The following is a 25,728-nucleotide window of genomic DNA, read 5'->3' on the forward strand; positions in this document are numbered from 1 at the left end:
ACACATGAAACACGGCTTCTCACTTGTCGAGCTTTCCATTGTGTTGGTCATTCTTGGCTTACTCACGGGTGGCATCTTGGCGGGGCAATCGCTCATTCGTGCTAGTGAGCTGCGTGCCGTTTCAACTGAAATCCAGCGCTATCAAGCTGCGAGTAATACCTTCCGTGACAAATATTTTGCTGTACCTGGAGATATGCGCAATGCCACAGCGTTCTGGCAACGCATGACGGGCACAGCAGATTGCCTTACAAATTCATCTGCTGCCACAAACGCGGCAGGCTCGTGCGATGGCAATGGTGATGGCCAAATCGCCAATGGCAGCGTGGTCAGTACTTCAACAGAGGCCTATCAATTCTGGCGTCAACTCGCGTTGGCTGGACTCATTGAAGGCAGCTACACTGGTCTAGCAGGCCCCGCCGGAATTGCTGGCCAAAACCCTATCATCGGCACCAACGTACCAGGCAGCAAACTCGGTAGAGCTGGATATTCGCTGTGGTATCTAGGAAATACTGCCGATAGTGCAACCTTCTTCGCTTATCCTACCATGAATTGGCTACATTTTGGCGGCGCTCTGGGTAATTATATGTTGGGCGATGCCCTCAAAGCTGAAGAAGCATGGAATATCGATACGAAAATGGATGATGGGCGGCCTGCTTATGGCGGCATGATTGTTATGGCATCCGGTAACGCAAACGGCGGAACAGATTGCTCAACCACCTCCGTCAGTAGCACCGCTCAATACGACTTGACCAAAACAGTTGCCGCCTGCGCATTTATGATCAAATTGGGACTATAATGCAAAAAGGTTTCTCACTCGTCGAGCTTTCCATCGTACTGGTCATTCTTGGCCTGCTTACGGGTGGCATCTTGGCGGGGCAATCACTGATTCACGCTAGTGAGCTGCGGGCAGTCAGCACGGAATATCAGCGCTATATGGCCGCCGCCCAAACCTTCCGTGACAAGTATTTCGCTTATCCTGGCGATATGCCGAACGCCGTTAGATTTTGGGGCGCACAAGCAGGCGCAACGACCGATGGAACGGACGCTACCTGTGCCGCATTGACAGCAGCAGCAACAAGTGCCGCCACCTGTAATGGTAATGGCGGCGGTGGGATTGCTGATGGCGCAGCCGCTACCAATGCGCATGAGATGTTCCGTTTCTGGCAGCACTTGGCGAATGCAGGACTCGTTGAGGGAAGTTATACGGGTGTTACTGGGGTAGTGGGACAATCTTATGCTGCCTTACGAGGAGTCAATATCCCAGCCTCCAAATATCCAAATGTTGGATGGACCGCTGTTAGGTGGAATATGACTGCAGGCCCCTATTGGTGGGGACTTGATGCAGGCAATGCCTTCTTTGCTGGCGCCAACGCAACGAATACCATTTCACATGGCATCGTTATGAAGGCGGAGGATGTTTGGAACATTGATAGCAAGATGGACGACGGAAAGCCAAGCCAAGGCAAGATATGGGTACAGACATGGACCTGTACTACAGCACCCGATGGGACTACCTACACGGGTGATTACAACCTGACGCTTACGACGAACAACTGCTCGCTGGTGTTCAGAAATATTTTCTAACCCAACTTGCCAAATAGATCTTCGATGTCCATTTGCTGGGGGGCGGGTTCTTTTTTCTTGGCAGGTTTCTTAGCAACTGGCGGCTTTTCTGGCTTTGGAGCCTTAGGCGCTGCAGGCGCTATCGGAGCTGCGGCTTCTGTTTTATTGACCACTACGCGCACAGGCCCGCCCGAAAGACGCTCGATAAAGCTATAGCACTCAGCCGCCAGCGACTCGCGCGAAACGGTTTGTGGGTTCAGCATGAAGTTGAGCCACAGGCCACGAATCAAAGCGTGCAGTTGGCGCGCGTGATGCTTTGCGTCTTCTAGGGAAGAGCCATGCATATGGGCAAGTGCCTCGGTAAATGCATGCTCGATTTTTGCATCGGCTGCTTCAAGCTGGTTGCGGTAGGCAGCTTGGGTGGCCGCATGCCCCCAAAACGCTGACATGACATTGAGGCGCTTGGCGGAGCATAATTTTTTGTCGAAATGCGCACTTACGAGTGACGCTAAACGACGCGCGCCATCATCACCCGCTTGGGCGATAGCGGCAAACCACTCCGCTTCATATTCGTCGATGAGTGACTTCAGCGCTTCGCGCATCATCATCTCTTTGCTGTTGAAATAGAAGTTGATGATGCCACGGCTCATACCCGCACCTTTGGAGATATGGGTAATGGTGGTTTCCATGAGTCCGCGCTTGGCGATCGACTCTAATGCTGCACCGATGAGCTGCGCTTTGCGCTTGTCTTTGACGTTCGCACGCGGCATGTTTTGAACTCCCGTTAAGCGATGTATTGAACGACTGTTTATCAAACAACCGTACAATAATCCAGCATTTTATTGAGGGAATTAGAGACTTAACTGCTCGGGCGTAAACTCTTGCGCCGTATTACAGAACTGGCAATGCACGCTCACCTTACCATCCACTAATGCATAGCGACGGTCTTCTTCAGGCATGGAGAGCAGTAGCTTGTGAATGCGCTCACGCGAGCAACGGCATTGGGTGGTAATGGGTCGAGCATCATAGGCCACCACGCCCTGCTCATGGTAGAGGCGATATAGCAGATCCTGTACATCCAGCTCCGTATCCAACAACTCTTCGGACTTAAGGGTTTGCAACATGACTTGCGCGTAGCGCCATGACTCCAAAGATTCTTCACTATCGCTTTTTGCTGTGGGTAGGCGTTCAATCATCGCGCCGCCTGCTTTCCAAGCCCCAGCATCATCGCGGCCTGTCGCGAGCTTAAAGGCGACATCAAGCTGCTGCGAGTTGCGAAAATAAGCATTCAGCGCATCGACAATCGATTCGCCCTCAAGCTCTACAACGCCTTGGTAACGCTCGCCTGCGTCTGCATCCAGAGTGATAGCGAGGTAGGCATTGTCGCCCAACAAGGCGCGTGGAGAAGCGCCAATTACCTCGCCGCGCACTTCGGCATAACCCCGAATCACGCCGCCATATACGGCGTCTGCCACCATCATTGGTATGGGGCCATTGCCTTTCATCTGCAAGGTCACGATACCTTCATGCTTTAGATTCGACGATAAAATAGCCGCAACAACTAGAAGCTCTGCCAGCAGGTTAGATACGGCGAGCGGGTAATCATGGCGGCGCAAAATAGCATCAACCGTCGCGCCTAAACGTACGACACGGCCGCTAACGTCTGATTCATGGATAATGAAGGGTGTGAGTCTATCGTGATACAAAATTCCGCCCTCGCGCATTGGTCGCGCAGATGGCTAACCCAGAGATGAAACGATGCCAACAAAAAAAACGAGCAGCACTAATCAAAAACAACACATTAAGCAGAAGCAATCACTGAAGCATACAATACTGAAACTACAAGCATCGCCGTCAGGGCGATGTGTGCCGCGCGACTATCGTCACCTCTCATTTTACTGATAATGTCACGAAATCCACGCATAAAACCTACCGAATTGTTGTGAGACTTTTCTTAGTTTTATTTGAAAGACCCATCTGGGTTAGCAGAAATTCAACCTTAGGTCAAACGGGGCAAACATTCGGTTTTTTTGATGTAAAATGACTGTCCACGAAACACGCATTGAATTTTTGCGCAAAACCAGTATAACTGCCGCACACATGGAATTGACACGCAGGGATTTTGTCCAAGGAATGTTAGCGGGAGTGGCGGTGAGCGCCATTTCAGCACCTACCTTGGCTGCGTCAACATTAACATCAAAAGAGGCTGCTATGACCTTTACCCTACCCGCCCTTCCTTACGCCCCAACCGCGCTTGAGCCACACATGTCGGCTAAGACATTCGAATTCCACCATGGCAAGCACCATAATGCCTATGTGGTGAACCTGAACAAACTGCTTGAGGGTAACCCACTCGCTGGCAAATCACTGGAAGAAATCATCATGGCTTCGGCGGGCGATGCTTCGAAAGCGGGGATTTTTAATAACTCGGCACAAGTATGGAACCACACCTTCTTCTGGAACAGCATGAAGCCTGCAGGTGGCGGCAAACCATCAGGCGCGCTCGCTGCAGCGATTGAGAAAGACTTCGGCTCCTACGATACGTTCGTCGAAGAATTCAAGAACGCAGGCGCGACCCAATTTGGTTCAGGCTGGGCGTGGCTGGTGCTCGATACGGACGGTAAATTGAAAGTGGTAAAGACCGCCAATGCCGAAACGCCAATGACTAAAGGACAAATTGCCCTGCTCACCATCGATGTGTGGGAGCATGCGTATTATATTGATTATCAGAACCGTCGCCCTGACTTCATCGCGACGTTCCTCGATAAGCTTGCAAACTGGGATTTCGCAGCAGCGAACTTTGAAGCTGCTAAAGCGAAGAAGGCCGCCTAAATAAAAAAGGCCACCGAAAGGTGGCCTTTTAATTCCAATCTTTTCTATTTATTATTAGCGACCGCCGCGCCCTTCTTCATATTCGCGCACCAATGAAACCAGCGGCCCATTGGGGGCTACACTGGAAAGTTCTGCAGCGCTGATGCGTTCATCTTTGTTACGGTCCATGTTACCAATACCTTGGCGCAGGGTATCCTGCAGAATTCCTTCCAAGCGCTCACGGCTAATCAGATCATCCGGCTCACGTAAAATCGCTTCACGAAGCTGTGGCCTAAGCGCGTTGAATATTTCGTTACTCGCACCATTTATTTCAGTAAGCCGAGTGGCAGCGGAGGGGTCTTGAAGCATAAGCAAAAGGCTGGCTCGTTCGATACGAGTATCATCATCACGCTGAGTATCTATGTCGTTCGCCTGGTTTAAGATAATGCCTATTAATTGACGACCACTACTCTCAACCGTACTGTTTTGGGTACCACTACGAGCAAACGTTGTAACCAAATCGCGCAAACGTGTATCAAGTTCTGCAAAATGTTGTGGGGGAAGGCCTATATTTGTTCCCACGCCTGCTTCACCAGGTGTTAGGTATGCATCTGGTCTTACATAAGGTTGTTTGTTATCAAGGTCTGCCATGGTTCCCCCAAATGATTGATGTGTTCATCAGGATTATGCCACAGGAAACATTAAACTTTAGTTAATCAATCCATATAAATTAATCAATTGATTTATAGCGCTTTAAGCAAGATTGCCGCCACTCTGCGGCTTTCAGACAGCAGGATATTATAGGTGCGGCACGCCGCGCCTGTGTCCATGCTATCCACGCCAATGCCCTTAGCCTTGAATGCCTTCTTGAGGTCAGGGTGAACAAACTGGTGCGTTTTGCCCGTACCTAGTAGCAGAACTTCAATCGGCGGAATGGTGCTTAAGACTTCACTGAAATCCTCGATTGTCCATGCGGGTATGGCAAGCTTCTCCCAAACGACGACACGCTCGGGAAACAATAAGAGTGAATCAACATGCATCACACCATTAATGCTAAAGCCCTGATCCCCGTAGGAATCAACCTTCAGCAGGTGGGCAGCCGTTGGTGGCATGATGTCGCGCATTAGATGGGCAGCTTTTTCGGTCTTGCCCAGCGTGCCCAGTTATAAATTATCAAGCGAGTGAGCATGATGGATGTGAACATCGAGCACAAAATACCGATGGTCAGCGTTACCGCGAAGCCCTTCACTGAACCTGAACCAAAATAGTAAAGCAGTGCGGCGGCAATTAAGGTGGTGAGGTTCGAATCAAAAATGGTGACGAAAGCTGCCTTGAAGCCGTATTCGATAGAGGCTGCGGGCGTTCGGCCAATACGAATCTCATCGCGGATACGTTCGTAAATGAGTACGTTGGCATCCACCGCCATACCCATCGTCAGCACGATGCCTGCGATCCCTGGCAACGTAAGCGTGGCTTGCAGCAGCGACATAGCGGCCATAATCAGCACCAGATTCATCATCAAGGCGACATTCGCGAACACACCAAAAAGCCCATATGAAAGCAGCATAAAGACAATCACCAGCACCGTGCCTACGGTTGCGGCGAGCGTGCCTGCATCGATCGAGTCTTGACCAAGGCTTGGCCCAACGGTGCGTTCTTCGATGATATTGAGTGGCGCTGGCAACGCGCCCGCACGCAGTAGCATGGCTAGCTCATTGGCAGACTCGACCGTGAAGTTCCCCTCAATAATACCGCGACCACCTAAAATCGAACTACGAATCACGGGGGCGGTAATTACTTTATTGTCCAGAACAACGGCGAAGCGGCGGCCCACATTCGCTTGGGTGATTTCACCAAAAATGCGTGCACCTTGAGAATTAAAGGTGAAATCCACGACTGGCATACCGTCTTGGAAGGTAGCATTCGCGTTAATCAGCAATTCGCCGCTTAGCGCTACTTCACTTAATACGGGCACACGCGCTTGTTCACCAGCGCGATCACTACCCAACAATTTAGTGCCCGATGGCATAGCGCCACTGAGAATTTGCTGCTCGCTTACTTCCTCATTGACCAAGTGGAAGTTCATTTTCGCTGTTTTACCAAGCAGCGCTTTAAGCTGTGATGGGTCCTGCAAGCCTGGCACTTGTACGATGATGCGATCAGCACCTTGGCGCTGGATGATAGGCTCTTTCGTACCCGTTTCGTTCACGCGACGATTCACAATCTCGATAGACTGCGCAAGCAAATGCGCACGCATAGCGCGCAGCGCCACTTCGTCATAAGTGAGCGTGGTCACGCCATCTTTTTCGGTGATCGTGAAATCAGGATCAACGCGACGATAGAGATCTTTGAGAACCACATCTTCGCCAAGAGTTTCTTCACGAATCGACAGGCTGACACTGTCTTTTGTTGCCTTGAGATTCAGATAACCCACACGCTCCTTGCGCAACGTATTGCGAAGCTGGTCGCGCAGATTCATCATATGTTCGCGCAGGTAACGATTGAAATCGAGCTGTAGCAACAAGTGCGAGCCGCCGCGTAGATCCAAGCCAAGAGGTGCGGCTTGATGTGGTAGGAAGTCAGGCAGCGTGTTGCGCTTAGACTCGTCCAAAAGATTGGGGAATGCCACAATAGCGGCATAGACGCACAACAGCAGAACAAGGAGCGCTTTCCAGCGCGGGAATTGAAGCATAGCTAAGACTCGCAAAAGATGATGCAAGGCTTTTAGGTGCAATCAGACAAAGGGTCAATGATGTTATGTACGAATACCGATGGGGCGCTCAGCATGCGCCCTGTATTTTTGCTGACTATGGATCTGATCAACATGCTCTTGTGTTAGTCCGCGCTCTTCATAGATAAGAGGTGCAATAGTAGTAGTCACATCATCAGAATTTACTACATCCCCGCACCCAACATTTCCTTCAAGATTGGCATATGGGGCGGGCTTGCGGCGTCTTAGCTCTAGCTCCTTACCAAAGTTTTTGAATCGCTGTTCCCATGTGGGTCCAATCTCTTCAACGTTCTTTTGTAGTAATGCGGCAGAGTGTTCGCGATCTTCGGCAGAAAGATTTTCAACCCGTGTTTCATGGCTATGCGTAATGGTTTCGCCATGGAATCGTGACGGCAGAAACTTAGGCCTAAGCCCTGTTTCAACGGCGCGCATGGCGATATTCACATCATCGGGGCACCATGCGGAATAGCGCTCATCATACCCGCCAATTTTTATAAAATCTTCTTTCCACATCGCCACACGCCCACCAAGCCATGATTTTGGTTCGGCTTCAGGATCCAGTTTGCGCTGAATTTTGATGCGCGCTGCATCCAGCTTTTGAATGATAGATTCCAACATGGTGGCGGTGACCGATGTCACCACTGTTCTGGGATTTTCGGTCAGCGTTTTAACCAACCAATCTGTATGGCCTTCCGCTAAAAAATTATCGCAATCCAAGTTACATAGAATATCGCCGCTTGCCATGCGATGCGCCATGTTCTTTGAATGCGCCATCTCAAAATGCGGCGCCTCAAAACGCACATACTGCAATTTGCCCGACACAATCTCGTCTGGGAATGTGCTTTGAATCCACTGGCCAATATCTGGTGTGCCGCCATAATCGACGACGATAAATTCTACATTTGGATTGTCTTGTTCAAGTGCAAGATTCTTGGGAAGCGTTTCTTTCAACATCGCTTCATAGGTTTCTCCGCGCACGGTGGTGCAATAGGAAACCTTGGGATTAGCAGGGCGCTCTTTCATTCCAAGAGCATACCATGGAAATGCTACAGCTTAATGAAGGAAAAAAGTCGATAAATAACAATTAGTTATCGTTTGCCACTTGGTCTTTTGATGGCAAAATATTATCGTTTTTTTCGGTCTTTTTCTTTTCTTGATGCGCAGGCTTGCCTGGCTCTGGCTTGACGATAACGGTTTGCAGGGTCGCTTTTACGGCGGTTACTTCGATACCGTTTGCAATTTCGATCACTGCCTTATCATCTTCAACGCGGATGACTTTACCAACGATGCCGCCACCAGTGACTACTTGATCACCCTTTTTGAGGGCTTCAAGCATCGCTTGATGTTGTTTGTAACGCTTCTGCTGTGGGCGAATGAGCAGGAAGTAGAAAATAACAAAAATCAGGATAAGCGGCATCAGGCTTGCGAATGGGCTTGAACCCATAGGCGAAGCGGCCTGAGCAAATGCGCCCACTGGTGCGACAGTAAGAGCAAGCCAGATAGAATAATACATGAGAACTACTTCAGTTTGGTTTCGTTGAATTCAACGTGCTTACGCGCGATTGGATCGTACTTCTTGAACTTTAGTTTTTCGGTCTGTTTGCGTGGGTTACGCTTACGAACGTAAAAATAGCCCGTGTCAGCAGTCGACTCGAGTTTCACCAAAATTGTTGCTTTCTTTGCCATAACTTCCTCGTATTTGAGGGGCGCAATCTACGGATTTTAACCCCTCTGTCAACCAGCGATTCACGCCGCGTACGCTTAGTACACGCAATCCATGCATCAGAAGTGATACAACCCCTAGGAAAACCTTGGCTTTTTATATGAATTCCCCTATAAAAATGTGATGAACCGCCTTTGTCAAATCGCGTGTATTATTATGTTCAGCCCTGCGGCGTTGTCAGCGCAGGGGCCAAACTCCATCATTTCAGACATTGCGCAGACCACCCAAACCGTGACTGGCATGCCCATCGAACTTACCGAACAGCCAGAATTTGTGGTGAGCCGCGTTACGATCGGGGTTGGGCAAAGCCTACCCAAGCATAAGCATCCCTATCAACGTATTGGCTACCTCGTTTCGGGCACGCTGGATTTGGTGGATGTTGCACGAAAAATAAACCGAACTTACAAAGCAGGCGATCTCGTCATCGAGATGCGCGATGAATGGCACTATGGCGTCAACATTGGAGACAAGCCTGCCGAACTGCTCTTGATTGATACCGTGCCTGTTGGCACCAAAAGTAATATTGAGCTAAGCAACGGCGGCACAGTCCCCTACCCCGCAGGCAAACATGAGCGTTTCGCTAAAACATGGTCAGACCAGCCTATTAACGTCACCAAGAACCCAGAGATTCGTGCCAGCACGTACGACATTATGGCACGCAGCGTTTTCCCGTTACACATGCATGCACATCAACGCGTATTCTTTGTGCTTTCGGGCGAGGTTGACCTCGTGGATGCGGATACAAAGCGCAGCGAAACCATCAAAGCAGGTAGTTTCGTAGTAGAGCCAGTCAAGCTATGGCACTATGGCGAGAATAAGGGCAATGTAACGGCAAATATCTTGGTAATTGATTTCGTGCCGCCTGGCGAAGCTGGCAATACGGTTCTCAAGCACTCACTATTCTAGCCGCGCTCAGCGTCTTGTTCCGCACCACGACCCTTCGCAATCAACTCAGCCCAAGGCTCATTTCTGTGTAGCTTGCCAAGCGCTGTTTGTATGTGCGATTCGCTCATGTACCTAGTTGATTTTCTGACTTCTGCAATGTTTGCATCCATAGGGAATGGCGCGTCCTTTAACAGCGGATTATCGATGTAATAGCTGGCCTGATCATCTATCAATATCTCTTCAATTGTATCGCTTTCTGCGGACTCTGGTATTTCGGTAATGACTCTGTCTTCGTCCACCAGCATGATATTGGGCAGATGAAAAGGGTGAGCATTATGTGGGTGAGTAAAAATTGGATTACGCACATAATCCAGCAACACTTTGCGCACCTCTTTACTATTCCCCGCAAGAGCGGTGGTGGCCTCAAAATTCGTATTCAAATGCTGCGCTAAAGTGCCCTCTACTCCATCCTTTCTGCTTGCCAAACCCATGATGTGATCCAGACCAGAAATGGTGAGTGCATTTTTACCTTGGGGCGTTCGTTCTGCGATTAAAGCGGCGCCAACCGCATCATATCCAAGCAGTTTACTTTCTCCCCTCATGGTTCGCTGAGCTAGCAGCACTGCTTCAAGGTCATTTAGGCGCGCGCGATATTCGGGGTGCTCTTTGTCTTTGAGCAGCGCTCGTATCTCTGAAATCAAAAACCCAACCTGAACACGCTGGGAGCGATTTATAAAGCTCGCGTCCTCTTCATTGATTAACTTATCTCTTAGGTCGGGATCTTTAGATAGCTCCTCTCGATATGCTTCCAGAGCGCCTTTTTGGGCAGCAAATTGTGCAAATGTATCTCGCGTATCAAAACAAAATAACGGTATATCTCTTTTGATTGCCTCAATCGCCAAGCCCGCTTTTTCTTTCATGGCCTCGGAGTATTCAGCTTCACCATACGCTTGAAACATACGCTTTACGTATGCTTCGTCGACCACTCCATCCGCGTACGCCCACAAGATAACCTCCATAAATGGTGGCTTCTCAAGGCCAATCGCACCGAGATTATTTTGAGCTTTCAGTGTGTCTAGTTGCTGGGTGAAATATCGCAGATTCTCGACTTGATCGTGATGCTCACCCACCGCTAAGGCGTGCGGCTTGTCTGCATCCTTCGGTAAGGCCTGAGCTAAGAATTCTTCCAATGTAGGATTTTTACTCATCACCCAATTTATCACAATTGGTGAGAAGGATTTATGAAGATTTGTTGAAGCTTAGAGCGCTATAGCTATATTAATCAGCAGCTTATCCACCCATCTTGTGGCCGAGCGCACGAAACACGGCAACGGCCTTATCCTTGGCTTCGGCATGATTCACGATAGGCGCGGGGTAGCTTTTTGGTGCCATCAAACCTAATTCCCACGGCGCATGGATCTCTTTATCGCTTAGCGACTTTAGCTCGGGCACGTAATGGCGAATATACTTGCCTGCCCCATCAAACTTTTTACTTTGAAGCACGGGATTAAAAATGCGGAAATAAGGCGCGGCATCCGTCCCCGTGCTGGCTGCCCATTGCCAACCACCATTATTACTGGCCAATTCATAATCCATCAAATGCTGCGCGAAAAATTCTTCGCCCAAGCGCCAATCTATCAACAAATCTTTGGTAAGGAAGCTCGCCACAATCATACGGGCACGATTATGCATCCACCCCGTTTGCAGCAGCTCACGCACCGCAGCATCGACGATAGGGTAACCCGTCATACCTCGCGTGAAGGCGTCCCACAGCGCGCCAGCCTGATTCCACCCAATCACTCGGTACTGGGCTTGGAATTCTTCGCGCACCACGTTAGGCCAGTGGAACAAAATCATCGCGTAGAATTCGCGCCAAGCAAGTTCACTAATCCATTTTTCGCCCACACCTGCTGCCTGCGCCGCACGCAAGCACTCGCGCACCGAAACCAACCCAAACCGCAAGTATGGTGATAGTTGGCTAGTGCCAATCGTCGCCATGAAGTCACGTGCAGAGCCATAGGCTTTGAGGCGCTGAGCAATAAAGGTCTTTAAGCGATCCTGCGCGTTATCGACATTCCAGAGCGCATCTTCAACTTCTGAATATCCGATTGCCGTGAGCATGGCGGCAACCGTTTCCATCGGCACGATATTAAGCCCTGCTTGCTTGGCAAGCGTGGTGCTTTTTGCGATATCTGCATAGCGTTTCTTGTCATTCACTAAAGCTTCCGCGCTATCGGCGGGTGAGAGATGTTTTTGCCATTGCTTGTAATAGGGCGTGAATACTTTGAATGGCGTGCCATCATCTTTAAGGATTTTGTAGGGCGCATGGATGAGATGATCGACGGCTTGAACAAACCGCGTTGTGGTGAGAGAGGCTTTCACTGCCGCATCCCTCGCGATGGTGGCTGGCTCAAAATCCTCGGCGCTATAAATAGCATCTGCCTTAAGGACGCTCGCGAGTTTGGGAATAATTTCTTGCGGCTTGCCATGCAGCACTAACAAACCACCGCCGCGCTTCACGAGTTGCGTATGCATATGGTGTAGCGTGCGGGCGATAAAACTTAAGCGCCTGTCGCGTGGATTATTGAACCGCGCCAATATATCCGTATCAAAAATGAATATTGGCTGCACAGGGTGCGATGCCTGCAGCGCCAATGAAAGCGGCACATGGTCGTGAAGCCGCAAATCACGGCGCAACCAGACAAGTGAAAGATTCATGGCCGCACTATGCGAACATGCGCAGTAAAATGCAAGTTATCTGCTAGCGAGACTTTGCGGCAAATAATCGAGCGGATTTACCGATGCATCGGCAACGCGCATACCGAAGTGTAATTGTGGGCTTGTTACATTGCCTGTTTTACCAACGTAACCCAGCAAGTCGCCTTGCTTAATGTAATCACCGTTGCTTACTAGTATTTCACGCGCATGCGCATAGGACGTCATCGCGCCATTAGCGTGGCGAATAATAACGATGTTACCGAAATCATCAGGCTGGTTGCCTACATAAGCTACTGTGCCCTCGCCTGCAGCGCGAATGGGCGAACCCTCACCCGCCGCAATGACGATACCTTCAGAAGCACTGCTAGTTTTACCTTGAACAGGCCACTGCCATTCACCCATAGCCGTCGTCGTGATGCTCGATGTTTTTGGCGATAACGTTGGCGTAATTGCTGGTGCAGGCGTTGCCTCTGCCAGAGAGGTAGTGGTTACCTTCTCTGTTGGCGGCGCTAAATCGTGACTGCTTACCGAGCCCACCTCAGCTTCTACTGAATATGCGTCTGAGTTCTGGTATTTGAAAGCGGTCTGCGGATTTTCGGGCGCAGGATTCCAGCTTGAATATTTTGGCATCGAGTCTTGGCCATAATACTGGCCACTATTATCAATCACCTGCGCAAAATTTTGTTGCGAACAGGCCGACAACATGATGGTCGTTAAAATCATCAAGGCCGCGAGCGTTGATAGCCGCATACATCCCCCATGCATCTTTTTGTTTTTAACTGCCTGCCGACGCGACTGGGTTCTCTTTTTTCAGCTTTTAATGCTGTTGATAACTCTGTGGATATCCTGAATGGACATTTAGCACAATCTTAATGAACATTCAATCATGAGAATTGTGAATAATTATTCAGCAACGAGCGGTACGAATCGCACCGGAAATAGCTTTTCAGCCAGGAATTCAGCGCCTTGGCGCGTGATTTTATAGAGTTGCTGGTCTGCAACATGCGGGCCCACCGGTACAATCATCACCCCGCCTTCGGCCAATTGCATCAGTAACGTATTCGGCATTTCGTCCGAAGCACAGGTGACGATGATGCGATCATACGGCGCGGCATGTGGCCAACCCTTGCTGCCATCCCCCAAATGACAGGTGATATTGCGTAATTTCAATACATCAAAGCGCGCTTGCGCCACTTCATACAGCGGTTTGTGGCGCTCAATCGTATGCACGCGGCGGCAGAGGTGCGACAAGATAGCCGCCTGATAGCCAGAGCCTGTGCCAATCTCCAGCACCACATGTTTGTCCTGCACGTCGAGCGATTGCGTCATCCACGCTACGACGGTGGGCTGGCTGATAGTTTGCTCCATCTCGATACTCACGGCGCTGTCGTCATACGCATGGTGGCGTTGCGCTTCGCTCATGAATTCTTCACGTGGCGTATGTTCAATCGCAGCAAGGGTGCGCGTGTCGGTGATACCATTTCTGCGCAGTTTCATCAGCAGTCGGATTTTCTCAGCAGCGAGCACCTGATCATCGTGATGGGCGATGGTGCGTGTGCTGCGAATCATGCACCCTCCACAAGCGTATGCATGTGCTCGAGTGCTTTATAATCCGTCATATCCATGTTGAGTGGGGTGACGGTGATATAGTTATGGCGCATCTGCAAAAAGTCCGACGAAGGCTGGTCATCAAACGCCTCGGTTCGTTGGCCGCCTATCCAAATATACGGCCTTCCATGAGGGTCAGTGCGGCGATGCAGATTATCGTCCAACTTACGGCGACCTTGCGGACATGCCTTAATACCCTTCACTTGCGCTGCTGGTATTGGCGGGAAATTCACGTTCATCAACGTGCCTGAAGGCCATTTCATTTTCACGAGCGATTGAATAATCTGCGCGGTGTATTTCTCGGGCGTTTCCCAATTCGCGCCCTCTTCGGTAATCGCATTCGAAAGCGCAATGGCGGGAATATCAATCAGCGTTGCTTCCATAGCTGCGCTCACGGTGCCGCTATAGGTTACATCCTCGGCAAGATTAGAACCACGGTTAATGCCTGAGAGCATCAGCCCTGGGCGCTTGTCTTTCAGCACTTCCATCACGCCCAACAATACCGCGTCCGTCGGTGTACCGCTTACGGAAAATCGGCGGTCGCCCACTTGCTTAATGCGCAGTGGCGCGTGCAAACTTAGCGAGTGCCCCGCCCCGCTTTGCTCGTGCGAGGGGGCAACCACCCACACATCGTCGCTCAGCGTTTTGGCAATGCGTTCCAGCAGCGCGATGCCCTCGGCCTCAACCCCATCGTCATTGCTGATGAGAATACGTGTGTTTTTCAAATCCATTACGCCGCCTCGATTTTCGTGAGCCCGCCCATATAGGTCACGAGTGCGTCTGGCACTTTGATGCTGCCATCAGGCTGCTGATAATTTTCGAGTATCGCCACCAGCGTGCGGCCAACTGCAAGGCCAGAGCCATTGAGCGTGTGAACCAGCACCGGTGATTTCTCACCCGATTTGCGATATCTAGCTTTCATGCGGCGTGCTTGGAAGTCACCGCAATTCGAGCAGCTCGAAATCTCACGGAAGCGATTTTGCCCCGGCAACCAGACCTCGATGTCATAGGTCTTGCGCGCACCAAAGCCCGTATCGCCCGCGCAGAGCAACATCACACGGTAATGCAGGCCGAGCTTTTGTAATATGGTTTCTGCCGCATTGGTCATGCGCTCATGTTCGGCTACGGAATCCTCGGGCTTGGTGATGCTTACCAACTCCACTTTGCTGAATTGGTGCTGGCGAATCATACCGCGCGTGTCTTTCCCTGCGCTTCCCGCCTCTGACCTAAAACACGGCGTCCACGCCGTGTAGCGGCGTGGCAGATAGGATTCTTCGATAATCGAATCCGCCACGATATTGGTGAGCGACACTTCGGCGGTAGGAATGAGCCACTTCCTATTCGCTGCTGCCGCACCACGACCAAACGTCAAAACCACCTTTATTGAGTTTCTGATTTTTTCAATATTTTTAGGATCAGAGGGATTGATAACACTAAATTTTTCAACAAAATTTTGCGTCAATTCTCCAACAACATCATGACTTACAGACTGAGCAGAAAACAAATCTTCTTCAAATTTAGGAAGCTGCCCAGTCCCATACAAAGCCTTATCTTTTACCAAAAGCGGCGGGTTGCACTCGGTATAGCCGAATTCATGGGTGTGGATGTCGAGCATGAAGTTGGCCAAGGCGCGCTCTAGGCGCGCGAGGTGGCCACTGAGCAATACGAAACGTGAACCAGAGATTTTGGTCGCGGTCTCGAAATCCATCATCCCCAAGGCTTCGCCTAAGTCAAAATGCTCTTTGGCATTAGCCACTTCAGGCTTCTTGCCCCAAATGCGAATTTCTTGGTTGGCGTTTTCGTCGGCACCATTGGGCACATCGTCCGCCAACAAATTGGGAATGCGCATCAGCGCGTCTTCCAGCTCGCCGCCTTCACTATGGGTGGCCTCAAGCTCCGCAATACGTTGCTTAATGCGGTTGCCTTCTTCGATAAGCGGGGCAACGTCTTTGCCCTCTTTTTTCGCCATGGGGATTTGCTTGGCCACGTCGTTACGCTTGGCCTGCAATTCCTGAAGTTCAGTGATTTCCTTGCGGCGCTGCGTGTCGAGCTCCAGCAATTTGGCGGTCAAGCCTTCGGGATTTTCAATCGCTGGGCGGCGCTTCAGCGCACGCGTGAAGGCATCAGGATTTTCGCGAATAAATTTTATATCATGCATGTTCTAATTCCACCTCGCGCCGCTTCTCTATCGCGCGGCAAACGACAATGGAACATTCGTACAGAACATAGAGCGGGATGAAAAGCATGAGCTGGCTTAAAACGTCGGGCGGCGTGAGGATTGCCGCGATGACTAGCAAAATCACCACAGCAAAGCGGCGGCCATTCACCAATGTATCGGTTTTCATCATGCCCATACGTACCAGCAGTGTGAGCAGCACAGGCAACTGAAAGGCAAGGCCAAATGCCACCGTCACATGCACCACTAAGGTCACATATTCACTGACTTTTGCCTCGAGCATCAGTGGAATGGCTGCTTCACCACGCGGTAGCTCGAACGAGAGGAAAAAGCCCCATGCCACAGGCATCACGAAGTAGTAAGCCAGCGCCGCGCCCAGAAGGAACAGGATGGGCGCACCGACGAGATACGGCAAAATCACCGCCTTCTCGCGCTTATACAGGCCTGGGGCGATGAACAGGTAAATCTGCGTGGCAATGTAAGGGAAGCCAATGAAAAACCCGCCATAAATGGCGAGGCGAATATAGGTTACGAAGGTCTCGGTGAGGCTGGTGTAGATGAGGCGGCGATTTTCGTCCCCCGCGAATGCGGTAGCGAGTGGCTCGACGAGGAAATTATAAATATGCCCCGCGTAAAAATAACATAGTGCCGTGGTAAGACCCCAGACAGCAAATACGCGAATCATGCGGTCGCGCAGCTCGATGAGGTGCACCATGAGTGGCGCTTTAGTGCTTGATGACATCGCTCTTCAACTCTTCGAGATCATAGGCGATTTGCGGTTTACCTTCGAGATCAATAATCGTGCGTGTCGCCATTTTGATTTCATTCGCGCCTGATTGCTCCACCACTTCGTCGACCTGCGCACGTACTTTGGCAGCAACGCCTTTCAGTTCGCGTACAAAGGAAATGATGTAGCGCGCCACTTTTGGCAGGTCTTTTGGGCCCACGAAAATCAGCGTGACTACTGCAATCAGCAGCAGTTCGGTGAAGCCTACGTCAAACATGGGCTATTCTTTCTTTGTCGTGTCTTCTTCTTTGAGGCCGTCTTTGAAGGCACGCAAGCCTTTGCCAAGATCGCCCATTGAGCGCGTCAATCTGCCTGCGCCGAATAACACTAATACGATGACTAAAATCACCAGTAATTCTGTAAAACCTAATCCCATATATCCTCCATTGGAGGCTTGGGTTTAGCACGCTTATGAGCGGCTGTCACGCTACGGATTTAGCCCAATCCTTAAGCTCGGCTTCACTCAATGTGCGCGCTAACGGCATCATGGATTTGGCGCGCTGAGCGCGGCGGAGCGCGTCACCCGCCAGCTCTAGGCTTTGTGCAGCAACGTCACGCATCTGCGCCATGTCGCCATTGCAGTGAAGCGCGAGGTCGCACCCTGCGGCAAAGGTCGCTTTGGTGCGCTCAGCATAGGTTCCAGTGAGGGCTTTCATCGACAAATCGTCGCTCATCAGCAGCCCGTCGAATCCTATTTTGGTACGGATATAGTCGATAACCTTTTTCGACTGTGTAGCAACGGTCTTTGCATCAAGCGCCGTGTAGAGAATATGCGCCGTCATACCAAGCGGGATGTCACGCAGGGCGCGGAATGGCACGAAGTCGGAGGCTTCCAGCACTTCTAACGAAACGTCCACCACGGGCAATTCCTCATGGCTATCGGCACGCGCGCGGCCATGGCCAGGGATATGTTTGAGAATGGGCAAAATGCCACCTTCCATCAACCCATCTGCTTGGGCGCGGGCAAGGCGCGTGACTTGCTCAGGCGTGGTTCCGAAGGCGCGATCACCGATAATGTCATGAGCGTCGGCAATAGGCACATCCGCCAAGGGTGCGCAGTTAGTGGTGATGCCTACACTCGCTAGCTCTTCCGCGATGACGCGTGCATTCAATTTCACTTCGTTGGCACATTTAAAATGCGCGGCGGGTGGGTATTTGCGCCAGTGCGGTGGGCGCAGACGCGCTACCCTGCCCCCCTCTTGGTCAATGAGAATCGACGCGAAGGGGTGTTTCAGGCAATTCATGATTTCAGCGCAAAGCGTTTTGACTTGCGCAGGATTATCGCAATTACGCGCGAATAAAATTACACCGTAAGGCTGTTCACGCAGCAGAAACTCATGCTCAAGCGCAGAGAGATAATGGCCTTTGACACCGCAAATAAAGGCTTTTGCGTTCATTACTTGCCCGCAAAATAGCAGGCTTGGCCCGCCGCAGACAATTTGGCGCAGGCCTGCTTAGCCGCTACGGGCGTTGCATAGCCAGAGGTGCGCAAACGATAGACAATTCTGCCGCCAACTTCCGCGCGTTGAATGACGTGTGGAACACCACTCAAAATCGCGGCATGCTTACTGCTGATGCGCGCCCAGTTTTGCTTAGCTTCTGCTTCGGAACCATAAGCACCTAGCTGAACCTTATAGCCACTGCCGCTAGCTTCTGGTGCAGGCGTTGATGCTGGCACTGGCACGGTTGATGGCGCTGGCTTTGCAGCCTCCACCACAGGGGGTGCTTCTTCTACAATTGCTTTTGCTTCTGCTTTTGGTGCTTCCGTTTTTGGTTCCACCTTTGTTTCCACAACTTTTTCAGCCACGACCTTTGGCGCTTCTGCTTGAATTGGCGCCTTTACTGGTTCTTCAGGCTTCTTCTCAGCTGTTTTCTTTTCAAGCTGCGCGTTGATACGCTCTTCCGCGTCACTTTCACGCTTTAGCTTATCATTCACCCATGTTTTTGTATCTTGGTTCTTTGCTTCAAGCTTTACAGCAACGGGCTCTTCCGCTTCTGGCAATAACTTTTCAACCTTCGCTTCATTGTCTGCGCGGTAAGGTGAAATAGTGTCGTAAATCGTTTTGTCTTGATGTGGGAATTGTTCGCCGCCTGCATCGGCAGGTTTTTCTTTAATCGCCGAAGTGTCGGCCTTGATAACCACCATCTGGCCGTCCTGAACAGATTCACTACCTGATTGATACGCGTACCATGCTAGGGCGACAAAACCTGAAAGCGCTATGCCCAAAACTACCCATGACATTGCACGTGAGCGTGGCGAATCGCTTTCAGCGTAATCATCGAATTCTTCGAAATCGGGCTTCATCCTCGTAGCTCCTCGACTGGTTGGACGCCGCATACGGCAAGGCCAGAAGCTACAACATTCGCCATTGCGCGCGCAAGTGCCAATCGCGCCGTTGTTTGTTGCGGCGCATCAGGCAGGATAAAGCGAATTTCCGCATCCGTTGAACCGACATTCCACAAGCCGTGGAACGCACTCGCCAATTCTTGTAGGTAGTAAATAATGCGGTGCGGCTCATGCGCGGCGGCAGCTTGCTCGACCTGACGCGGCCACTCGGCCAGTTTCTTGATGAGCGCCATCTCTGCAGGATGCGTGAGTACGCTAAAATCAGGCGCGGCATTCAATGCATCAGGCGCTTGCTCGGCCGCCATACGCAACAGTGATTTGCAGCGAGCATGCGCGTATTGCACATAAAATACTGGGTTTTCTTTCGACTGTTCTTTCACTTTGTCGAAATCAAATTCCATGTCTTGATTGGTTTTGCGCATCAGCATCACGAAACGCAGAATGTCTTTTCCCACTTCGTCGAGCACATCGCGCACGGTAACGAAGTTGCCAGCACGCTTACTCATGCGCACAGGCTCGCCATTCTTGAATAGATGCACCAATTGGCACAGCTTGATATCCACGCTGGCTGTTTTATCGGAAAGCGCGGCGGTCATCGCTTCCATACGTTTTACATAACCGCCATGGTCAGCACCAAACATATAAATCAGCGTGGTGAAGCCGCGATTAATTTTATCAAGCGTTAGCCCCAAGTCGCCCGCGAAATAGGTGCGTGCGCCATTGGCTTTTTCGACCGTGCGGTCGGAGTCATCGCCAAACTCGGTGGCGCGGAATAATAACTGCTCTTCGGGTTCCCAATCGTCAGGGGTTTCGCCTTTTGGCGCTTCCAGCACACCGCGATAAATATGGCCGCCAGCCTTGAGTTTATCGATTGCCTTATCGACCATTTTGTCGGCGTGAAGTTTAGCTTCAGACGTGAAGACGTCATGAAAAATGCCAAGGTCAGCAAGGTCATGCTTGATGAGCTTCATCATTTCTTCGATGGCGATTTGCTTGATACGCGGGTCGCCCTCTTTCACATCGGCACCGAGTTGCGTTTTTATAGTTTCACCCGCCGCTTTTAGATATTCACCGGGGTATAGCCCCTCAGGAATCTCACCAATCGTTTCGCCGCAAGCCTCGCGGTAACGCAGGAATGCCGATTTCGCGAGCACTTCGACCTGCCCGCCCGCATCGTTGATGTAATATTCTTTGGTAACGTCATAGCCCGCTTTGAGCAGCAAGCGCGCCAACGCATCGCCATAGACTGCACCGCGCGCATGACCGATATGGAGTGGGCCCGTAGGATTCGCCGACACATATTCGACATTCACTTTGCCAAAATGCTTGCCAACCTGTGAGTCACCGAAGGCTGTTCCTTGTTCTAGAATAATAGGCAAAACATTGCGCCATGCAGAGACATCCAGCGTCATGTTGATGAAACCTGGGCCTGCGATATCCACCTTCAGCACGCCTTTGATTTTTTCAAGTTCTGGCTTGATTGCATCAGCAATTTCGCGAGGCTTCTTACCTGTTTGTCCTGGCAAAATCATCGCGGCGTTCGTTGCCAAATCCCCATGCGACGCGTCGCGCGGCGGCTCAAGCGTGAGCTTGGTTAGATCCACGTTCGGGAAGACGCTGGTAACGGCTTGCACCACCGCGTCACGATATTGATTAAAAATATTCATTTAACTCTTTGCATTCGGGTCAAAAATACGCGCGTGTTCCTCTAGGGCAAAACGGTCGGTCATGCCAGCGATAAAATCGGCAACAATCTCCGCCGTGCGCTGGGTGCGAGGCCCGTCTGTCTGCGCATACCAGACCGTGGGGAGGCAATTGGGCTCATTATGGAAGAATTGGAAGAGTTCCTTGATGACTCTTTTTGCCTTTGACGACATGCGATTTACTTTAAAATGTCGATACATGTGCTTGAAAAGATAGGATTTTATGGAGCGGTTAACCTCATCCATCTCCTGAGAGAAGCTGACGAGCGGCATACCAAGCTGGCGGACATTATCAGCGCTGGCGATGCGGTGCTGGTTGATGCGCAATTTGGTGGTGGTTAACACGTCGGCCACCATGCGGCTAATCAGGCGACGAATCACCTCATGCGATTGACGCTGGTTAGAGAGCATTGGATGCTGCATCCGCACTTCCTCGATGATGTCGCCCAGCAGTGGCAGACCAATCAAATCCTCTAAGCGGAAGAAGCCCGCACGCAGCCCGTCGTCCAAGTCGTGGTTATTATAGGCGATGTCGTCGGCAATCGTGGCGACTTGTGCTTCGGCGCTGGCGTAGCTGTGCAGCTCCAAGTCTTGTTGTTCGGCATATTGTTTGAGCGCACGCGGTATGGGCTTGGCGTTCGGCGTTCCCACCAATGGGCCATTATGTTTGGCGATACCCTCCAGCGTTTCCCATGTGAGGTTGAGACCGTCAAAATCCGCGTAGCGCTGCTCAAGCTGCGTTAAAATGCGTATCGTCTGCGCGTTATGATCAAAGCCGCCATTATCACGCATGGCTTCGTTTAACCCCTCTTCGCCTGCGTGACCAAACGGCGTATGCCCCAAATCATGCGCTAAGGCCAACGCCTCGGCCAAATCTTCATTGAGCTTAAGGTTGCGCGCCAAGGTGCGCGCCAATTGCGACACCTCAAGCGAGTGCGTGAGGCGATTGCGGTAATGGTCACCCTCGTGATTCACGAAGACTTGCGTCTTATATTCCAGCCTGCGGAATGCCACAGAGTGAATGATACGGTCACGATCACGCTGGTGCGGCGTGCGCATGGTGCATTCTTTTTCGGCGATTAAACGTCCACGCGTATCGGCGGGGTGAGTTGCATAGGGCGCAAGGCCGTCGTCGGGTGCTTTTTTCATGTTTCCTGCTTAGCAAAGCTGTGTGTCACAGGCAACCATTGCAGTTCTGGCAAGGCTACATTACATTACTCTGTATGACAGCGTTGCAATTCAACATTTCCGAGTCGGCTAAAGCGCGTATCAACAAGATACTTGTGGGTGAGCCTGAAGGCTCGCGCCTGCGTGTTTCCGTTAAGGGCGGTGGCTGCTCTGGGTTTCAGTATATGCTCGATTTCGATACGCAACTGAATGACGACGACATGCAGTTCGGCACCGTGGTAGTGGATACGACATCGCTGGAGCTGCTCAAAGAATCAACGCTCGATTATGTTGAATCACTCGGTTCGGCAGCCTTTGAAATCAAAAATCCCAACGCTACGGCTAAATGCGGCTGCGGCAATAGCTTCAGCGTTTAGTACTTAGCCTTTTCCAGCACGTCCTGAAGATTTCCTAGAACCTGTGACATCTAAAGCTTTATTAAGCTCGCGCTCGCTTTCAAAATGACTCAACAAAGAGTCGAGTTCAACCGACCATCGCAGTGAGTCACTATCTTTGCCTGCATGAACGATTCTTTTTGACCCAACGCCTTGATCGAGCAGTTCTTTTCGTCCCTCGTCGGTAACAAAAATAGCCAAGATTCCTGAACTTTCTTCATTCATCAGCACGCTTAAATTTCCATGCTTTCTGAGCCTGCGACACAACTCTTTAATGCCATGCATTATTCTGTCCTCAGTTGTTTAAACCATTGCCAGTTTATAATAGAGCAGTTTTATGTGAAGGTTTAATGAAGATGTTTTGATTATCGACGATCCCATCAGCTATAGTCTGGCTATGTCCAAATTAATTATCACCACCTTCAACGTTAACTCCATTAAGGCGCGGTTGCCCAACGTGCTGGCGTGGCTGGATGCGGCGAAGCCGGACATTGTGCTGGTACAAGAATTAAAGTGCGAGACGGACGCGTTCCCGCGTATGGAATTTGAAGATAAGGGCTATAACCTCGCTATCCATGGCCAGAAAACTTATAATGGCGTGGCGATTTTTTCGAAATTCCCCATCGATGATGTCATCACGCGATTACCTGGTGACGATGCTGACGAGCAAGCGCGTTACATTGAAGCGGTGGTGAGCTTAAAGGGCAAAGCGATACGTGTTGCTTCAGCCTATGTGCCGAATGGTCAGGAAGTGGGCTCCGACAAATTCGCTTACAAACTCAAATTTTATGAGCGCTTGCGTGCGCATTGGCAGCAGACATTAAAACATCATGAAGTCGCCATATTAGGTGGTGACTTTAACGTTGCGCCCTTCCCTATTGATGTGCTTGACCACAAATCGCAAGACGGCTCGGTGTGCTATCACCCTGCGGAGCGCGAACAGTTACGCGCCCTTATGAATCTCGGACTTTATGACGCGTTTCGCATGAAGCACCCCGATACCAAGCAATTTAGCTGGTGGGATTATCGCGGCGGTGGTTATGAGCGCGGCAATGGTATGCGTATTGATCACTTGCTGCTCTCACCTTACGCCGTGGATGTATTGCAGGATGCCTGGATTGATGAAGAGCCGCGTAAGCAGGAAAAACCATCCGACCATGCGCCAGTGCTGGCTAAATTAGAAATCTGATTTTTGTGCGTAAGGTAGCGAGCTAGGCGCGCTTAGAAAGTCGTCTTCACCCTTCTTTTCGGGAGCGACTGCAACTTTCAAATTAGAAGATTGCAAAGATGGTAATTCATTTGCAATTTGTTCACGCGCTGCGACGCGGCTTGGCGGCAATGCATAACTGTCGCGCGGTAGTGGACGCACCATATTACGGCCACCGTTCTTCGCTTCGTACAACGCAAGGTCAGCACGCTTGAGGAGCGTTTCTGGCGTATCGCTTGGCTCCATCGTCGCGTAGCCAATACTGATCGTTTTACTCAAAAATTCTTGCGGTGCGGAAATTTTGAATGGCGTATTTTCGACCGCTTTGCGCAAACGCTCGGACGCTTCATAGCCACGCGCTGAATCTGTTTCTGGCATGAGGATTACGAACTCTTCGCCGCCGTAGCGCGCCGCCAAATCGGCCGAACGAATCGTTCGAACGATGATTTCCGAAAGTTGAATGAGCACTTCATCGCCCACGTCATGGCCGAACGTGTCATTCACTTGCTTGAAGTGATCCATATCCATAATCACAACAGAAAGAGGGCGCCTCGTTTCACCTGCCTGACGCACGAGGTTTTTCAAGTGTGTGTCGAGATAGTGGCGATTATAGAGCTTGGTCAAACCGTCTGTCACCGCCATGGAGACGGATTCTTGATAATTGGATTTCAGTGCTTCCTGATATTTTTTGCGGCGTATTTGCGTTTTAACGCGCGCGAACATTTCATTATAATCTACGGGCGACACCAGATAGTCGTTCACCCCTAAATCCAAGCCTTTGAGCATTAGGTGCTGCTCTTCCTCATCCACCATCATGATGATGGGCACATGGCGCACTGCCTCGATTGCTTTGAATTGCGTGGCGAGACGAAGCCCGTCAATATCCGCAAGCTGCATGGAGATGAGAATCAAATCGAGCGGCGCGGTCTTCGCGTGCTCCAGACCTTCTTTATGATCCGTGAACATTTTGACCTTATAGCCCGCATTCGTCAGCTTATCATTCGTGCGCTTGGACTGCACAATATCATCATCAATCACCATGATGTGTGAGCCAGAAACATCAAAATTTGCACCATATTGCTCAGGCGACATACCTAGCTGCGTGCCTGATTTATCGCGCAACCGCAGCTCGTCGATGAGTACTTTGATGCGTACGAGCGAGCGTACACGCGCAAAGAGCGCCGTATCGTTAATTGGCTTCGTTACGAAATCGTCCGCACCAGATTCAAGACCCTCCACGCGCGCCGATTGGTCGGAGAGCGCCGTTACCATCACCACAGGAATGTGAGAAATTTCTGGGTCTTTTTTCATCTGGCGACAGGTTTCGAACCCGTCCATGCCTGGCATCATCACATCAAGCAGGATCAGATCAGGCTTTTTGTCTTTGGTTTGCTGAATGCATTCATAGCCGTCTTTGGCGGTGATAACGTCATAATATTCGTTACTAAGCTTTGCTTCGAGCAGCTTGATATTCGCGGGCACATCGTCCACCACCAGAATCAGGCCCGTCATGCTTCAACCCCTTCGAGTAGGCGACGAATCGTAGCGAGGAACTGGTCAATCGCGATGGGCTTGGAAAGATACGCCTCGCAGCCAGCTTGCATGATTTTTTCTTCGTCGTCTTTCATGGCGAAGGCCGTAACGGCGACGACTGGGATATGCTGGATTTGCGCATCTGCCTTGATTTTTTTGGTGATGTCGAGGCCCGAGATTTCTGGCAACTGAATATCCATCAAAATCAAATCGGGCATCATATTGCGGGTGAGCGAGATTGCCTCTAGCCCTTCACGCGTTTCGACTGTCTCATAGCCATTCGCACCTAAAAGATCGCGAAAAAGCTTTAAGTTCAGATCATTATCTTCAACAATCAGGATGCGTTTGCTCATAGAGCGAATACTATAAACAGT

30 protein-coding genes are annotated in these 25,728 nt (G+C 50.7%); 6 read left to right on the forward strand and 24 right to left on the reverse strand.

Annotation, left to right across the window (positions count from 1 at the left end; translation table 11 throughout):
• Positions 1-4 precede the first annotated feature (4 nt).
• Together J0M34_03205 and J0M34_03210 are read left to right on the forward strand one after the other, a co-directional pair.
• Entirely contained in the window at positions 5-796 is a 792-nt protein-coding gene (locus tag J0M34_03205; protein ID MBN8543252.1) for a prepilin-type N-terminal cleavage/methylation domain-containing protein, read from the forward strand.
• The gene (locus J0M34_03210) at positions 796-1,584 is read left to right on the forward strand and encodes a prepilin-type N-terminal cleavage/methylation domain-containing protein (protein MBN8543253.1); all 789 of its coding nucleotides are present in this window, start codon (positions 796-798) and stop codon (positions 1,582-1,584) included. Before J0M34_03205 ends, J0M34_03210 begins: the two co-directional genes overlap by 1 nt.
• Here the strand turns inward: J0M34_03210 and J0M34_03215 are convergent.
• Both J0M34_03215 and J0M34_03220 read right to left on the reverse strand, forming a co-directional pair.
• Positions 1,581-2,333, reverse strand: a complete 753-nt coding sequence (locus tag J0M34_03215; protein ID MBN8543254.1) for a TetR family transcriptional regulator C-terminal domain-containing protein — start codon at positions 2,331-2,333, stop codon at positions 1,581-1,583. The genes J0M34_03210 and J0M34_03215 overlap by 4 nt on opposite strands.
• An 81-nt stretch (positions 2,334-2,414) precedes the next feature.
• Positions 2,415-3,287, reverse strand: coding sequence for an Hsp33 family molecular chaperone HslO (locus J0M34_03220; protein ID MBN8543255.1), 873 nt, complete (start codon positions 3,285-3,287; stop codon positions 2,415-2,417).
• A 487-nt stretch (positions 3,288-3,774) separates the two neighbouring features.
• On the opposite strand from J0M34_03220, the gene J0M34_03225 reads away from it, so the two are divergent.
• Complete coding sequence (locus J0M34_03225) at positions 3,775-4,395, forward strand: superoxide dismutase (GenBank protein MBN8543256.1); 621 nt, start codon at positions 3,775-3,777, stop codon at positions 4,393-4,395.
• 54 nt (positions 4,396-4,449) lie between these two features.
• Here J0M34_03225 and J0M34_03230 read toward each other — a convergent pair whose 3' ends face one another.
• The 6 genes from J0M34_03230 to rpmG all read right to left on the reverse strand — a co-directional run bounded on the left by J0M34_03230 (position 4,450) and on the right by rpmG (position 8,791).
• Entirely contained in the window at positions 4,450-5,025 is a 576-nt protein-coding gene (locus tag J0M34_03230; protein MBN8543257.1) for a hypothetical protein, read from the reverse strand.
• A gap of 92 nt (positions 5,026-5,117) precedes the next feature.
• Positions 5,118-5,498, reverse strand: a complete 381-nt coding sequence (locus tag J0M34_03235; protein MBN8543258.1) for an Mth938-like domain-containing protein — start codon at positions 5,496-5,498, stop codon at positions 5,118-5,120.
• Entirely contained in the window at positions 5,498-7,066 is a 1,569-nt protein-coding gene (secD, locus tag J0M34_03240) for a protein translocase subunit SecD (protein ID MBN8543259.1), read from the reverse strand. The genes J0M34_03235 and secD overlap by 1 nt, the downstream gene beginning before the upstream one ends.
• Before the next feature lie 63 nt (positions 7,067-7,129).
• On the reverse strand, positions 7,130-8,128 hold the full coding sequence (locus tag J0M34_03245; GenBank protein MBN8543260.1) for a glycosyltransferase: 999 nt from the start codon (positions 8,126-8,128) through the stop codon (positions 7,130-7,132).
• Between the two features lie 61 nt (positions 8,129-8,189).
• Positions 8,190-8,618, reverse strand: coding sequence for a preprotein translocase subunit YajC (yajC, locus tag J0M34_03250; protein ID MBN8543261.1), 429 nt, complete (start codon positions 8,616-8,618; stop codon positions 8,190-8,192).
• A gap of 5 nt (positions 8,619-8,623) precedes the next feature.
• Complete coding sequence (gene rpmG, locus J0M34_03255) at positions 8,624-8,791, reverse strand: 50S ribosomal protein L33 (GenBank protein MBN8543262.1); 168 nt, start codon at positions 8,789-8,791, stop codon at positions 8,624-8,626.
• 160 nt (positions 8,792-8,951) lie between these two features.
• Between rpmG and J0M34_03260 the strand changes: the two genes are divergently transcribed.
• Positions 8,952-9,734 carry a cupin domain-containing protein gene (locus J0M34_03260; protein ID MBN8543263.1) on the forward strand — a complete coding sequence of 261 codons (783 nt, stop codon included), beginning with the start codon at positions 8,952-8,954 and terminating at the stop codon, positions 9,732-9,734.
• On the opposite strand, the gene J0M34_03265 is transcribed toward J0M34_03260, so the two are convergent.
• The 13 genes from J0M34_03265 to J0M34_03325 form a co-directional block, all read right to left on the reverse strand.
• Positions 9,731-10,921, reverse strand: a complete 1,191-nt coding sequence (locus tag J0M34_03265; protein MBN8543264.1) for a hypothetical protein — start codon at positions 10,919-10,921, stop codon at positions 9,731-9,733. The two genes, J0M34_03260 and J0M34_03265, sit on opposite strands and share 4 nt — an antisense overlap.
• A gap of 82 nt (positions 10,922-11,003) precedes the next feature.
• A complete protein-coding gene (locus tag J0M34_03270) occupies positions 11,004-12,431 on the reverse strand; it encodes a deoxyribodipyrimidine photo-lyase (protein ID MBN8543265.1) in 1,428 nt (475 codons plus the stop codon).
• Positions 12,432-12,467: 36 nt separating this feature from the next.
• Positions 12,468-13,181 (reverse strand): M23 family metallopeptidase, encoded by a 714-nt coding sequence (locus tag J0M34_03275; GenBank protein MBN8543266.1) that lies wholly within the window; start codon positions 13,179-13,181, stop codon positions 12,468-12,470.
• Between the two features lie 153 nt (positions 13,182-13,334).
• A complete protein-coding gene (locus tag J0M34_03280) occupies positions 13,335-14,000 on the reverse strand; it encodes a protein-L-isoaspartate(D-aspartate) O-methyltransferase (GenBank protein MBN8543267.1) in 666 nt (221 codons plus the stop codon).
• Positions 13,997-14,770: a 5'/3'-nucleotidase SurE gene (surE, locus tag J0M34_03285; GenBank protein MBN8543268.1), complete on the reverse strand. Its 774-nt coding sequence runs from the start codon at positions 14,768-14,770 to the stop codon at positions 13,997-13,999. Before surE ends, J0M34_03280 begins: the two co-directional genes overlap by 4 nt.
• Positions 14,770-16,197 (reverse strand): serine--tRNA ligase, encoded by a 1,428-nt coding sequence (gene serS, locus J0M34_03290; protein MBN8543269.1) that lies wholly within the window; start codon positions 16,195-16,197, stop codon positions 14,770-14,772. Before serS ends, surE begins: the two co-directional genes overlap by 1 nt.
• Positions 16,190-16,957: a twin-arginine translocase subunit TatC gene (gene tatC / locus J0M34_03295; protein MBN8543270.1), complete on the reverse strand. Its 768-nt coding sequence runs from the start codon at positions 16,955-16,957 to the stop codon at positions 16,190-16,192. The genes serS and tatC overlap by 8 nt, the downstream gene beginning before the upstream one ends.
• Positions 16,941-17,219, reverse strand: coding sequence for a twin-arginine translocase subunit TatB (gene tatB, locus J0M34_03300; protein MBN8543271.1), 279 nt, complete (start codon positions 17,217-17,219; stop codon positions 16,941-16,943). Before tatB ends, tatC begins: the two co-directional genes overlap by 17 nt.
• A 3-nt stretch (positions 17,220-17,222) precedes the next feature.
• Entirely contained in the window at positions 17,223-17,378 is a 156-nt protein-coding gene (tatA, locus tag J0M34_03305; GenBank protein ID MBN8543272.1) for a twin-arginine translocase TatA/TatE family subunit, read from the reverse strand.
• Between the two features lie 46 nt (positions 17,379-17,424).
• Positions 17,425-18,399 carry a beta-N-acetylhexosaminidase gene (gene nagZ / locus J0M34_03310; protein ID MBN8543273.1) on the reverse strand — a complete coding sequence of 325 codons (975 nt, stop codon included), beginning with the start codon at positions 18,397-18,399 and terminating at the stop codon, positions 17,425-17,427.
• Positions 18,399-19,307, reverse strand: a complete 909-nt coding sequence (locus tag J0M34_03315; protein MBN8543274.1) for an SPOR domain-containing protein — start codon at positions 19,305-19,307, stop codon at positions 18,399-18,401. The genes nagZ and J0M34_03315 overlap by 1 nt, the downstream gene beginning before the upstream one ends.
• The gene (locus J0M34_03320) at positions 19,304-21,016 is read right to left on the reverse strand and encodes an arginine--tRNA ligase (protein MBN8543275.1); all 1,713 of its coding nucleotides are present in this window, start codon (positions 21,014-21,016) and stop codon (positions 19,304-19,306) included. The genes J0M34_03315 and J0M34_03320 overlap by 4 nt, the downstream gene beginning before the upstream one ends.
• Positions 21,017-22,201 carry a deoxyguanosinetriphosphate triphosphohydrolase gene (locus J0M34_03325; protein ID MBN8543276.1) on the reverse strand — a complete coding sequence of 395 codons (1,185 nt, stop codon included), beginning with the start codon at positions 22,199-22,201 and terminating at the stop codon, positions 21,017-21,019.
• A 74-nt stretch (positions 22,202-22,275) separates the two neighbouring features.
• On the opposite strand from J0M34_03325, the gene J0M34_03330 reads away from it, so the two are divergent.
• The gene (locus J0M34_03330) at positions 22,276-22,596 is read left to right on the forward strand and encodes an iron-sulfur cluster assembly accessory protein (GenBank protein ID MBN8543277.1); all 321 of its coding nucleotides are present in this window, start codon (positions 22,276-22,278) and stop codon (positions 22,594-22,596) included.
• A 3-nt stretch (positions 22,597-22,599) separates the two neighbouring features.
• Here J0M34_03330 and J0M34_03335 read toward each other — a convergent pair whose 3' ends face one another.
• The gene (locus tag J0M34_03335; protein MBN8543278.1) at positions 22,600-22,899 is read right to left on the reverse strand and encodes a hypothetical protein; all 300 of its coding nucleotides are present in this window, start codon (positions 22,897-22,899) and stop codon (positions 22,600-22,602) included.
• Between the two features lie 112 nt (positions 22,900-23,011).
• Here J0M34_03335 and xth point away from each other — a divergent pair, with 112 nt between their 5' ends.
• Positions 23,012-23,803 carry an exodeoxyribonuclease III gene (gene xth / locus J0M34_03340; protein ID MBN8543279.1) on the forward strand — a complete coding sequence of 264 codons (792 nt, stop codon included), beginning with the start codon at positions 23,012-23,014 and terminating at the stop codon, positions 23,801-23,803.
• On the opposite strand, the gene J0M34_03345 is transcribed toward xth, so the two are convergent.
• The gene (locus J0M34_03345) at positions 23,792-25,333 is read right to left on the reverse strand and encodes a PleD family two-component system response regulator (protein ID MBN8543280.1); all 1,542 of its coding nucleotides are present in this window, start codon (positions 25,331-25,333) and stop codon (positions 23,792-23,794) included. The genes xth and J0M34_03345 overlap by 12 nt on opposite strands.
• Positions 25,330-25,707, reverse strand: coding sequence for a response regulator (locus tag J0M34_03350; protein ID MBN8543281.1), 378 nt, complete (start codon positions 25,705-25,707; stop codon positions 25,330-25,332). Before J0M34_03350 ends, J0M34_03345 begins: the two co-directional genes overlap by 4 nt.
• Positions 25,708-25,728: the final 21 nt, after the last annotated feature.

The sequence above is a fragment of the Alphaproteobacteria bacterium genome (assembly GCA_017302575.1).
GTDB lineage: Bacteria > Pseudomonadota > Alphaproteobacteria > Rickettsiales > UBA3002 > JAFLDD01.